Raw genomic sequence first — 12,293 nt, 5'->3', positions numbered from 1 at the left:
ACGCCAGGTCATGGCAGCATGTGGTGCCATGACGCTCAAGCCCGGGGCCGCGCGATCCGGCCTCCTCCTGACGCTGACCGTGCTGCTCGCCGGCGGTTGCAGCCAGGTGGTGTCCGGGCAGGCGCTGATCGCGGTGCCCCCGCCCGGCTCACCCGTCGAATGGGGACCCTGCGACCCGGGCCCGTCCGATCAACTGCGGATCCCGCCCGGTGCCGAGTGCGGCATGCTCTCGGTGCCGGTCGACTGGGACGACCCCGACGGTGACGTGGCCCAGATCGCGCTGCTGCGGATCAAAGCAAGCGGCGACAAGATCGGCTCGCTGATCATCAACCCAGGAGGCCCCGGAAAGTCCGGCAAGGAAGCGGCCGCCGTGATGTCGGCGACGCTGCCCGAAGAGGTGCGGCAGCGGTTCGACCTGGTCGGGTTCGATCCGCGCGGTGTCGCCGAGTCCACGCCCGCGGTGTGGTGCAACAGCGACGCCGACCACGACCGGCTGCGTGCCGACAACGTCGTCGAGTACACCCCGGAGGGGGTGGCGCACCTGGAGAAGCTCACCAAGGACTTCGTCCAGCGCTGCGTCGACAAGATGGGCCTGGAATTCCTCGGCAACGTGGGCACCGAGAGCGTGGTCAAGGACCTCGACGCGCTGCGGGCCGCGCTCGGCGACGAGAAGCTGACGTTCCTGGGCTACTCGTACGGCACCCGCATCGGGGCCGGCTACGCCGAGACCTACCCGCAGAACGTGCGCGCGATGGTGCTCGACGGCGCGATCGACCCCAACGCCGACCCGGTCGAGGCCGACGTGCGTCAGGCCGCGGCGTTCCAGCAGGCGTTCGACGACTACGCCACCGACTGCGCCATCGACCCCGACTGCCCGCTGGGCACCGACCCGGACAAGGCCGTCGAGGTGTACCACTCCTTGGTGTGGCCGCTGGTCGACAAGCCGGCCGACACCACCGATCCGCGCGGTCTCAGCTACAACGACGCCGTCGTCGGCACCATCCTGCCGCTGTACTCGCCGGGGCTGTGGCGCCACCTGACCCAGGCGCTCACCGAGATCAAGAAGGGTCGCGGCGACACCATGCTCGCGCTGGCCGACCTGTACATGGGCCGCGACGCCCAGGGGCATTACAACAACGGCACCGACTCACGCATCGCGGTCAACTGCGTCGACAAGCCGGCGATCACCGACCGCGCCACCCTGGTCGAACAGGACCGCCGGGTCCGCGAGGCCGCGCCGTTCATGGCCTACGGCGAGTTCACCGGGTTGGCCCCGATGACGACGTGCGGGTACTGGCCGATACCGCCGACGAGCACACCGCACGAGCTCGACGTCGACGGTCTGCCGCCGATCCTGGTCATCTCGACCACCAACGATCCGGCCACCCCGTACCAGGCCGGAGTCGACCTGGCCCGTCAGCTCGACGGCACGTTGGTGACCTTCGAAGGCACCCAGCACACCGTTGCGCTGCAAGGCGATTCGTGCATCGACGAGATCGCCACCCGCTACCTCGTCGACGTGACCGTGCCTGGCCCCGACGTCAGGTGCTGATAACGGCACGGTCACCGTTGCGCCGCTGAGGCAGACGTTGCCCGGCCGCCGTGCGACGATGGCTGCCATGTTGCGTGCCGCCCGGTTGACCGCAGCGCTGGCCGTGGCAGCGGGGGTTCTGAGCCCGTCGGCGGCAGCCGCACCCGTCGATTCGGCGCAGCCGTACTCCGCTGCGCCGGTGTGGACTTCGTGCTCGACCTGGGTTCCCGACACCTCCCGGATCCCGGCCGCCCAGTGCGGCACCGTGGCGGTGCCCGTCGACTATGCGAAACCCGATGGGCCACAGGCGCAGTTGGCGGTCATCAAAGTTCCGGCGTCGGGTCCGCGCATCGGCGCGCTCGTCGTCAACCCCGGCGGGCCCGGCGCGTCGGCCGTCGACACCGTCGCCTCGATGGGCGCGGCGCTGGCCGGCTCCGAGATCGGCCGGCGCTTCGACCTCGTCGGCATCGACCCGCGCGGCGTCGGGTACTCGACTCCGCAGCTGCGCTGCCGCACCGACGCCGAGTTCGACGCCTACCGCGCCGAGCCCATGGCCGACTACAGCCCGGCCGGGGTCGCCCACATCGAACAGGTGCGGCGCGACTTCGCCGCGCAGTGCCTGAACCGGATGGGCGCCGACTTCCTCGCCGGCGTCGGCACCGCGAGCGCCGCCCGGGACATGGACGTGGTGCGCGCCGCGCTCGGCGAGGACCAGATCAGCTATCTGGGGTTCTCGTACGGCACCCAGCTCGGCGCGGTCTACGCGTCGCGCTACCCGGAGCGGGTCCGCGCAATGGTCCTCGACGGCGCCGTGGACATCAGCCTGGATCCGATCTCGGAGAGCCACAACCAGATGGCCGGATTCCAGGAGGCGTTCAACCGGTACGCCACGGACTGCGCGCGATCGGCGGGCTGCCCGCTGGGCACCGACCCGGCACAGTTCGTCACTCGCTTCCACCAACTGGTCGACCCGCTGGTCGCCCGTCCCGCCGCCACCACCGACCCGCGCGGGCTGAGCTATCAGGACGCGATGACCGGCACCGTCAGCAGCCTGTACGGCCAGCGTTACTGGCCCTACCTGACCAGCGGCCTGCTCGGCCTGCAGCGCGGCACCGATCCGGGCGACCTGCTGCTGCTCGCCGACGACTACCAGCAGCGTGACCGCAACGGCCACTACAAGAACCGGCAGGACGCGTTCAACGCGATCCGCTGCGTCGACGCGGTGTTCCCGGCCGACTCCGCGACATGGGTGGAGGCCGACCGGCGCTCCCGGGAGATCGCGCCGTTCCTGTCCTACGGCCAGTTCACCGGCTACGCGCCGCGCGACACGTGCGCGATGTGGCCGGTGCCGCCGACCTCGGTGGTCGGCACCGCCACGTCGCCGGGGGCGGGCAAGGTGCTGGTGGTGACCACGACCGGAGACCCGGCCACGCCGTATCAGGCCGGGGTGAACCTGGCCCGGCAGCTGGACGCCCGGCTGATCACCTTCGAGGGCACCCAGCACACCGTGGTGTTCAACGGCGATGCGTGCGTCGACACCGCCGCGGTCGAGTTCTTCGTCGAGTCCACGCTCCCACCGGCCGGATTGCGCTGCTAGCAGCGCCGTAACACAGAATTAACAGCCGGAACCTAGGCTTCGGGCATGGATCGGCAGAAGGAATTCGTGCTGCGCACGCTGGAGGAACGCGACATCCGCTTCGTCCGGCTGTGGTTCACCGATGTGCTCGGATACCTGAAGTCGGTCGCGATCGCGCCCGCCGAACTCGAAGGCGCCTTCGAAGAGGGCATCGGGTTCGACGGCTCCTCCATCGAGGGGTTCGCCCGGGTCTCCGAAGCCGACATGGTCGCCCGCCCCGACCCGTCCACGTTCCAGGTGCTGCCGTGGGCCGACAGCTCCGGCAAGCACCACTCGGCGCGGATGTTCTGCGACATCACCATGCCCGACGGGTCACCGTCCTGGGCGGACTCGCGCCACGTGCTGCGCCGCCAGCTGTCCAAGGCCGGCGATCTCGGATTCTCCTGCTACGTGCACCCGGAGATCGAGTTCTTCCTCCTCAAGCCCGGCCCCGACGACGGCACCCCGCCGACTCCGGCCGACAACGGCGGCTACTTCGACCAGGCGGTGCACGACTCGGCGCCCAACTTCCGCCGCCACGCGATCGACGCCCTCGAGCAGATGGGCATCTCGGTCGAGTTCAGCCACCACGAGGGCGCACCCGGCCAGCAGGAGATCGACCTGCGCTACGCCGACGCGCTGTCCATGGCCGACAACGTGATGACGTTCCGCTACCTCGTCAAGGAGGTCGCGCTCGGTGACGGCGTGCGCGCGTCGTTCATGCCCAAGCCGTTCGCCGAGCATCCCGGCTCGGCGATGCACACCCACATGAGCCTGTTCGAGGGCGACTCCAACGCCTTCCACAGCCCCGACGACCCGCTCCAGCTGTCCGAAGTCGGAAAGTCCTTCATCGCAGGAATTCTCGAGCACGCCAACGAGATCAGCGCCGTCACCAACCAGTGGGTGAACTCCTACAAACGGCTGGTGCACGGCGGCGAGGCGCCGACGGCGGCCTCCTGGGGTGCGGCCAACCGCTCCGCGCTGGTCCGCGTCCCGATGTACACCCCGCACAAGGTGTCGTCGCGGCGGGTGGAGGTGCGCAGCCCCGACTCGGCCTGCAACCCGTACCTGACGTTCGCGGTGCTGCTGGCCGCCGGCCTGCGCGGCATCGAGAAGAACTACGTGCTGGGCCCCGAGGCCGAGGACAACGTCTGGAGCCTCACCCCCGAGGAACGCCGCGCCATGGGCTACAAGGAGCTGCCCGGCAGCCTCGGCGTCGCCCTGTCGGAGATGGAGAACTCCGAGCTGGTCGCCGAGGCGCTCGGCGAGCACGTGTTCGACTTCTTCCTGCGCAACAAGCGCGCCGAATGGGAGAACTACCGCAGCCATGTCACGCCGTTCGAACTGAAGAACTACCTGTCGCTCTGACGGGAGTCCCCGCGCGCTACCTTGATGGCGTGGCCAAACCCGCGACGCAGCGACCCCGGCTGCCCGGCGTCGGAAGGCTCGGCCTCGTCGAGCCCACGGCGCAGGCCGATCTGGACCAGCTCGGGTGGAACACCGACGCCCATGTCGAACTGCTGTGGTCGCTGTCGCGTGCCCCCGACGCCGACACGGCGCTGAAGGCGATAGTCCGACTGTCGGAGGCGCTCGGGTCCGGGTGGGCCGAACTCGACAAGGCGCTGCTGCACGACCGCAGCCTGCGGGGCCGGCTGTTCGCCGTGCTCGGGTCGTCGCTGGCGCTCGGCGACCACCTGATCGCCAACCCCGACTCGTGGCATCTGTTGGCGGGCAACGTCACACTGCCGTCCGGCCAGGAACTGCGGGACATGTTCGCCGAGCGGGCCGACCAGACAGAGGGCGCCACCGCCGCCATCCCGCCGCTGCGCACCCTGTACCGCGACCGGCTGCTCGTCCTGGCCGCCCTCGACGTCGCCTCGACCGTGGAGAACGAGCCGGTGCTGCCGTTCACCGTGGTCGGGGAACACCTGTCCGATCTCGCCGACGCCGCGCTGGCCGCGGCGCTGCGGGTGGTGACCGCGGCGGTGTGCGGCGACCGGACCCCGCCGGCGCTGACCGTCATCGCCATGGGCAAATGCGGTGCGCGGGAACTCAACTACGTCAGCGACGTCGACGTGATCTTCGTGACCGACGACGGCTCGCACAGCAGCCTGGCGCTGGCCACCAGGATCGCAGGCGAGATGATGCGGCTGGCCTCCGAGGCGTTCTTCGAGGTGGACGCCGCGCTGCGGCCCGAAGGCAAGCAGGGACAGCTGGTCCGCACTCTGGACTCGCACATCGCCTACTACGAGCGGTGGGCCAAGACGTGGGAGTTCCAGGCACTGCTCAAGGCGCGCCCGGCCGCCGGCGATATGGAGCTGGGCCGGCGCTACGTCGAGGCGCTGATGCCGATGGTGTGGACGGCGTGCGAGCGTGAGGACTTCGTGCCCGAGGTGCAGGCGATGCGCAGGCGCGTCGAGGAACTCGTGCCCGCCGGGGTCCGGACCCGGGAGATCAAACTCGGCACCGGCGGATTGCGCGACGTCGAGTTCGCGGTGCAGCTGCTGCAGCTCGTGCACGGCCGCGGCGACGAGTCACTGCACGTCGCGTCGACGGTGAACGCGCTGGCCGCGCTCGGCGACGGTGGGTACATCGGCCGCGACGACGCCGCGAACATGACCGCGTCCTACGAATTCCTGCGGCTGCTCGAACACCGGCTCCAGTTGCAGCGGCTCAAACGCACCCACATGCTGCCCGAGGCCGACGACGAGGAGTCGATGCGCTGGCTGGCCCGCGCGGCGCACATGCGCCCCGACGGGCGGCATGACGCGCTCGGGGTGCTGCGCGAGGAGCTCAAGCGACAGAACCACCGGGTGTCGCGGTTGCACGCCAAGCTGTTCTATCAACCCCTGCTGGAATCGGTGGGGCAAGCCTCCCTTGGTCTTTCGGACGGCATGAGCACCGACGCCGCCGAGCGCCAGCTCGCCGCGCTGGGCTACGAGGGCCCACAGAGCGCGCTGACCCATCTGGCGGCGCTCACCAGCAGCTCGGGGCGCCGCGGCCGGGTGCAGCAGGTGCTGTTGCCGACGCTGCTGGACTGGCTGTCCGACACCCCCGATCCCGACGCGGGCCTGCTGGCCTACCGGCGGATCAGCGACGAACTCGCCGAGCAGCGCTGGTATCTGGCGACGCTGCGCGACGAAGGCGCGGTCGCCAAGCGGCTGATGCGCATTCTCGGCACCTCCGCCTACGTGCCGGAACTGCTGATGCGCGCGCCCGAGGTGATCCGGCTCTACGCCGACGGGCCGAACGGACCGAAGCTGTGCGACGTCGACACCGAGGGCGTGGCCCGGTCACTGGTCGCCTCCGCGGCACGGCACACCGACCCGGCGCGGGCGATCGCCGCCGCCCGCTCGCTGCGGCGGCGGGAGCTCGCCCGCATCGCGTCGGCCGACCTGCTCGGGATGTTGGACGTGACCGCGGTGTGCGAGCAGCTGACCCAGATGTGGGTGGCCGTGCTGCAGGCCGCGCTCGACGCCGTCATCCGCGCCAACGCGCCGCAAGGCAAGGCGCCGGCGCGCATCGCGGTCATCGGGATGGGCCGACTCGGCGGCGCTGAACTCGGCTACGGCTCGGATGCCGACGTGCTGTTCGTGTGCGATCCCAACGACGGCTTCGAGGAGTCGACCGCGGTGAAGTGGTCGGTCACCGTCGCCGAGCAGGTGCGGGCCCGGCTGGGCACCCCGGGAGCGGACCCTCCGCTGGAGGTCGATGCGAACCTGCGGCCCGAAGGGCGCAGCGGGCCGCTGGTGCGGACGCTGGCGTCCTACCGGGCCTACTACGCGCAGTGGGCGCAGCCCTGGGAGATCCAGGCGCTGCTGCGGGCGCACCGGGTGGCCGGCGACATGGAGCTGGGGGAGCGGTTCCTGCTGATGATCGACAAGACCCGCTATCCGGAGGGCGGGGTGTCGCCGGAGACGGTCCGGGAGATCCGTCGGATCAAGGCGCGGGTGGACGCCGAACGGCTGCCCCGCGGAGCCGACCCGAAGACCAACACCAAGCTGGGGCGCGGCGGGCTGACCGACATCGAGTGGACGGTGCAGCTGCTGCAATTGCGGTTCGCGCACAAGATCCCGGCGCTGCACACCACCTCGACGCTGGAGACGCTGAACGCGATCGGCGCGGCCGAACTGATCGCCGAGGGAGACATCGAGCTGCTGCGCGAGGCGTGGCTGACCGCGACCAGGGCCCGCAACGCGCTGGTGCTGGTGCGCGGCAAACCCACCGATCAGCTGCCCGGACCTGGCAAACTGCTCAACGCGGTCGCGGTGGCCGCGGGCTGGCCGGGCGGCGACGGCGGAAACGAGTTCCTGGACAACTACCTGCGGGTGACGAGACGGGCCAAAGCGGTGGTGCTCCGGGTGTTCGGGGCCTGAGCCGACAACGGGGCGGAGACGGTTGGTGGATTTCACATTCGAGGCGATCAGCACCGAGGAGTTCGAACGACAGCGGGCGAGCTACGAGCCGCTGATCGATGCGCTGCGGACGCTGATCGACGTGGGAATCCACACCGAGGTCGACGACGACACCGTGCGGCAGGCGCTGACGCACCTGGAGACGGCGTCCGCGCTGCTGCGGGACCGGCAGCGGGTGGGCAGGGCGACGCTGCGGCACGCCGAGACCGGCAGGCCCGTCGCATGGGCCAATCCGGCTGTGGGCCTGCGCAACGCGATCGCCCCGCCGATGCTCATCGAACACGAGGCGGACGGCAAGTGCTGGAGTGAGTTCACCCTGGGGCCCGCGTATGAAGGACCGCCGGGGTGGGTGCACGGCGGTATCTGCGCGCTGGTGCTCGACCAGATGCTCGGCGAGGTGGCCAGCGACGGCCTGACCAAACCCAGGTTCACCGGGACGATCAACCTGCGTTACCTGCGTGGCACGCCGCTGGGCCCGTTGCGCGCCGAGGCGTTCGTCGAGCGCTCGGAGGGGACCAAGACCTACGCCCGCGGATACCTGATGGACGCCGACGGTGCGACCGTCGAGGCCGACGGGGTGTTCATCGTGCCCGCGTGGGCGCGTGACGCCGGATGAGGTTCTATGTGAGCACGGCGTTCCTGGACACCCGGGAGGCCGTCGAGATCGCCAGGGCCGCAGACGACCTGGGATATGACGGGATGGCGATCCCGGACCATGTGGTCAACCTGGAGACGCTGCAGACCCCGTACCCGTACACCAGGAACGGCAAGCGGCGCTGGGAATCGTTCACCGACTGGCCGGACCCGTGGGTGATGATCGGCGCGGTCGCGCTGGTGACCACGCGGCTGCGGTTCGTCACCACGGTGTACCTGCCCGCGATGCGGGACCCGTACTCGGCGGCCAAGGCGATCGGCACCGCGGCGGTGCTGGCCGGCGGCCGCCTGGAACTGGGCATCGGAGTGGGTTGGTGCCGTGAGGAATTCGAGCTGCTGGGACAGCGGTTCGAGCGCCGGGGCAAGCGCACCGACGAGATGCTCGAGCTGATGAAGGCATTGTGGTCACCCGGCTGGACGGAGTTCGCCGGCGAGTTCTACACCGCGCCGAAACTGGAGATGGAGCCCAGCCCGCCACCCATCCCGGTCTACGTCGGCGGTCTGTCCGACATCGCCCTGCGCCGCGCCGCCCGCCACGACGGCTGGATCGGCGACCTGATCACCACCGACAAGGCGCTGGAGCGGGTCGCCGCGCTGCGCCGGCTGCGGGCCGAGAACGGGCTCGGCATGGACGGTTTCGAGGTGATCACCCCGCTGACGGACGCGTTCACCCCCGAGCACTACGACCGCGCGCAGGCCGGCGGCATCACCGGGATCATCACCATGCCGTGGATGTTCTACACCGGTCCCGACGCATCCCTGACCGACAAGATCGACGGGATGCGCCGGTTCCGTAAGGATCTCGCCCTGGACTAGACGGTGGGCACACCGACGATTGGCACGACCACCGAGATGGCCGTCCCGTCACCGTGGGTGTCCAGCGCCAGGACGGTGAACATGTCCTGCTTGTCGGCCGCTGTGGCGTCGGCGGCGCCGGCCCGGCGCCGCGCTTCGTCGCCCGGGGTGTAGACGAAACCGCCCGCCCGGTCGACGATCACGGTGCCCTTGCCTGCGTCGCCTGCGCCGACGAAGACCACGGCGTCGCGTTCCGGGTCGGTGGCGGTCACGATGCCGGTGACCTTGCCGCTGACCGGATCTGGTTGAGCCAGTGTGTATCTGCCGTTCGCTGGGGCCTGGTTGGTGTACCCGGCGGGGGCGATGGCGACCCGCACGGTCAGCGTCTTGGTGCCGCCGTGGCCGTCGTCGACCGTCACCCGGAACCGGTCGGTCCTGTCCCAGGACGGGGCGAACCGCTTGGCCGCCGCGGCGCGGGCCTGGTCGGTCGGGACGTAGCTGAAGGTGCCATCGGCACCGACGGTGACGAACCCCTTGCCGGTGTTCGGGGCGACCTGGTAGCTCAGCGTGTCACCGTCGGTATCGACTGCGGTGATCCTGCCCGTCGTCAGACCGGTGTTCGGGTTGGTGAACATGTCACCGACCGACGCGCGGGTCGGCGCCGCGTTGAGCGGCTTGATCGTCACCGTGACCGCCAATCGGGTGATACCACCGTGGCCGTCGTCGACGACGACGTCGAAGGTGTCCTGTCGGTCGGCGTCGGTCGCCGCGGCGGACGCGGCGGCGTGCCGGGCCGCGTCGGTGGGGGTGTAGGTGAACCGGCCGCGGGCGTCCATCGTGACCACGCCGTTCTTGTCGGTGGCCGAGGCGGAGTACGTCAGCGCGTCCTTGTCGGCGTCTCTGGCTGAGACGGTGCCGTACACCTTGGCGCTGAACCACGACGCATTGGTTCGCACCGTGGCTTTCGGAGAGGCGTTGCCCGGCTCGACCTTCACGGTCACCGTGAGCGAGGTGAGCCCCCCGTGGCCGTCGTCGACGAGCACGGTGAAGGTGTCCTGCTTGTCGGCCTGGGTGGCGCCGGCGTTCGCCGCGGCGTGCCGGGCCGCCGCGGTGGGGGTGTAGGTGAACTTGCCGTCGGCGCCGATCGTGACGGTCCCGCCCTTGGCGGTGGGGGAGGCGGTGAAGGACAGCGTGTCCCTGTCGGCATCCTTGGCGGTAACAGTGCCGTACACCTTGGCGCTGAGCCAGGACACGCTGGACCTCGCGGTGGCGGTCGGCGCCGCGTTGGCCGGCGCGATCGTCACGGTGACCGGCACAGCGACCGTACCGCGCAGGCCGTCGCTGAACGTGAGGGTGAACGTGTCGACCCGGGCTGCGGCGGTGGCGGTCACCTCGGCGGCGGCGTGCCGGGCGGCCTTGGTGGGCGTGTAGGTGAACACGAACGTGCCGTCGGCTGCGCGGCTGACGGTGACACTGCCCTTGCCGGGGCCGCTGACGCTGTAGGACAGTGGGGCGCCCTCGGGGTCGGTGACGACCACCGAACCGGTGACCACACCGGAAGCGTTGGGGGAGTTGACGACCGGCGTCTGGGCCGTCGGGCTGCCGTTGGGGGCGACCAGCGCGATCACCTGCATGCGGCCGCTGCCGGAGTCGGTCCAGTAGAGCTGGGTGCCGTCCGGGCTCACGGTGATCATCGGCGGACCGGTGATCTGGTACGGGTCGGCGATGACCGAGGTGCGCTCGGTGCCGCTCGCGATGTCGAACACCGAGAGCTTGCCGTCGCCGGCGCGGGCCACCAGCAGCGTCGCGCCGTCCGGGCTGACCGCGAGGTCGAACGGCGCACCGGTGGCCACGGCGATGCTGTCGACCAGCTGACGTGTCGCGGCGTCGACCACCTGCACGCTGCCTGCCGCGTCGGCCACGAACACCCGGGAACCGTCGGCGCTGAACGCGATCCCGGGCGCTCCTGGCGTGACCGCGGTGACCTTCTTGGCGAACAGCGCCGCGGAGGAGAACGCCGACACCTCGCCGGTGGTGCTGCTGAGGGTGTAGACCGTCGTGCCGTCCGGACTGACTGCGATCGTCGAAACACCTTTGCCGACACCGTAAACGGTGCCGACGACCCTGTTGGTGAGCGTGCTGATCTTCGAGACCGTGCCGTCGTCGCCGTTGACGACGTACAGCCGGGAACCGCCGCGGCTCACCGCGATGCCGGTCGGGGCGGCTCCGACGCGGATCGTCCTGACCACCGAATTGGTCGCGGTGCTGATCACCGAGACCGTGCCGGCCTCGGCGTGCGAGACGTAGAGGCGGGTGCCGTTCGGGGCGATCGCCAGCGCGCTCGGTGCCGAACGCAGCGAGACGGTCTGCACCACCCTGCCGCCGACGGTGTCGATGATCGTGATGGAGCGGCTGCCGGAGTGCGCGACGTAGGCGCGGGTGTCGGTGGCCACGAGGTCGGTAGGAGCGCCCGGGAGCAGGATCTCGGCCAGGCGCCGGATGACCTCGGCCGGGGTCAGCAGTGTCGAGTGCAGTGCGGCGGTCGGCGACGACGCCGGTGTGTCGGACTCGCGGCGCACCGCGGCCCCGGTCACCGTCATCCACAACGCCGATTCGGCGGGCGCGTCGGGGGCGTGGGTAGGCGCCGGCTGCGGGGCCGCGATGCCCGACAGCGGCACCGTGGCCGACGCCGGAGCCTCGTCCGACGCCTCGTCCGCCTCGGCAACAGGAGCAGGCTCGGGTGCGGGGGCGGGTTCGGGTGCGTCGTCGGCGAGCGGGGCGTCGGTGTCATCGACGACCGTTTCGGGCTCGTCCGCTTCGACCTCCGCCGCTTCTGGTTCGGGTTCGGGTTCGTCGCGGGCGCCGGACGCCCGGTGTGGGCGGTCCCGGACGTCGTTCTCGGCCTCGTCCTCCTCGTCGGGTGCGTCGGTCTCCTCGTCCGCCGCGTCCGCTTCGTCGTCGGCGGTGCCCGTGTCGGTGTCGGTGTCGGGCGCCGGACTGTCGGCGGCCGGGCTGACCGAGGTCTCGCTGTCGTCGGCTAACGCGACGGCGGGGGTCGCGCCGAGCCCGATACCCACCCCCAGAGCAAACGCGAGTGCGCCGACACGACCGATGTACGCCGAATGCCGCACGGCATTCCTCCCCCGAAGAATTGGTTCCGCTGACAGTGAGTGGAGCAATCCTATGAGGTTGGACCCGGTTGCTGTCCGGCGTTCGGCAATATTCACGCCTGCGTCGACAAGTGCTTAACGCACGTCTCCCGCAAACTCGTTTGCCACATTTG

7 protein-coding genes are annotated in these 12,293 nt (G+C 70.4%); 6 read left to right on the top strand and 1 reads right to left on the bottom strand.

What is annotated here, in order from left to right:
- Nucleotides 1-28 precede the first annotated feature (28 nt).
- Genes C6A87_RS17195 through C6A87_RS17170 form a run of 6 tightly spaced genes read left to right on the top strand, consistent with a single transcriptional unit; the run spans nt 29 to nt 9,031 of the window.
- Nucleotides 29-1,552: an alpha/beta hydrolase gene (locus C6A87_RS17195; RefSeq protein ID WP_311113400.1), complete on the top strand. Its 1,524-nt coding sequence runs from the start codon at nt 29-31 to the stop codon at nt 1,550-1,552.
- Nucleotides 1,553-1,610: 58 nt separating this feature from the next.
- Nucleotides 1,611-3,128 (top strand): alpha/beta hydrolase, encoded by a 1,518-nt coding sequence (locus tag C6A87_RS17190; RefSeq protein ID WP_311113399.1) that lies wholly within the window; start codon nt 1,611-1,613, stop codon nt 3,126-3,128.
- A 45-nt stretch (nt 3,129-3,173) separates the two neighbouring features.
- A complete protein-coding gene (gene glnA / locus C6A87_RS17185) occupies nt 3,174-4,514 on the top strand; it encodes a type I glutamate--ammonia ligase (RefSeq protein WP_311113398.1) in 1,341 nt (446 codons plus the stop codon).
- Nucleotides 4,515-4,543: 29 nt separating this feature from the next.
- Nucleotides 4,544-7,522: a bifunctional [glutamine synthetase] adenylyltransferase/[glutamine synthetase]-adenylyl-L-tyrosine phosphorylase gene (locus C6A87_RS17180; RefSeq protein WP_311113397.1), complete on the top strand. Its 2,979-nt coding sequence runs from the start codon at nt 4,544-4,546 to the stop codon at nt 7,520-7,522.
- A gap of 25 nt (nt 7,523-7,547) precedes the next feature.
- The gene (locus C6A87_RS17175) at nt 7,548-8,177 is read left to right on the top strand and encodes a PaaI family thioesterase (RefSeq protein ID WP_311113396.1); all 630 of its coding nucleotides are present in this window, start codon (nt 7,548-7,550) and stop codon (nt 8,175-8,177) included.
- Nucleotides 8,174-9,031, top strand: coding sequence for a TIGR03619 family F420-dependent LLM class oxidoreductase (locus tag C6A87_RS17170; RefSeq protein WP_311113395.1), 858 nt, complete (start codon nt 8,174-8,176; stop codon nt 9,029-9,031). Before C6A87_RS17175 ends, C6A87_RS17170 begins: the two co-directional genes overlap by 4 nt.
- Here C6A87_RS17170 and C6A87_RS17165 read toward each other — a convergent pair.
- The gene (locus C6A87_RS17165; protein WP_311113394.1) at nt 9,028-12,141 is read right to left on the bottom strand and encodes an Ig-like domain-containing protein; all 3,114 of its coding nucleotides are present in this window, start codon (nt 12,139-12,141) and stop codon (nt 9,028-9,030) included. The two genes, C6A87_RS17170 and C6A87_RS17165, sit on opposite strands and share 4 nt — an antisense overlap.
- Nucleotides 12,142-12,293 lie beyond the last annotated feature (152 nt).

This window comes from Mycobacterium sp. ITM-2016-00317, from assembly GCF_002968295.1.
Taxonomy (GTDB): Bacteria; Actinomycetota; Actinomycetes; order Mycobacteriales; family Mycobacteriaceae; genus Mycobacterium.
Note: the sequence above shows the minus strand (reverse complement) of the source record. Positions and strands in the feature narration are given on the sequence as shown.

What these genes read in the sequence shown, in the direction of transcription:
- C6A87_RS17195 (WP_311113400.1), top strand. Translation starts at nt 29, where the DNA reads ATGACGCTCAAGCCCGGGGCCGCGCGATCCGGCCTCCTCCTGACGCTG.
- C6A87_RS17170 (WP_311113395.1), top strand. Translation starts at nt 8,174, where the DNA reads ATGAGGTTCTATGTGAGCACGGCGTTCCTGGACACCCGGGAGGCCGTC.
- glnA (WP_311113398.1), top strand. Translation starts at nt 3,174, where the DNA reads ATGGATCGGCAGAAGGAATTCGTGCTGCGCACGCTGGAGGAACGCGAC.
- C6A87_RS17190 (WP_311113399.1), top strand. Translation starts at nt 1,611, where the DNA reads ATGGCTGCCATGTTGCGTGCCGCCCGGTTGACCGCAGCGCTGGCCGTG.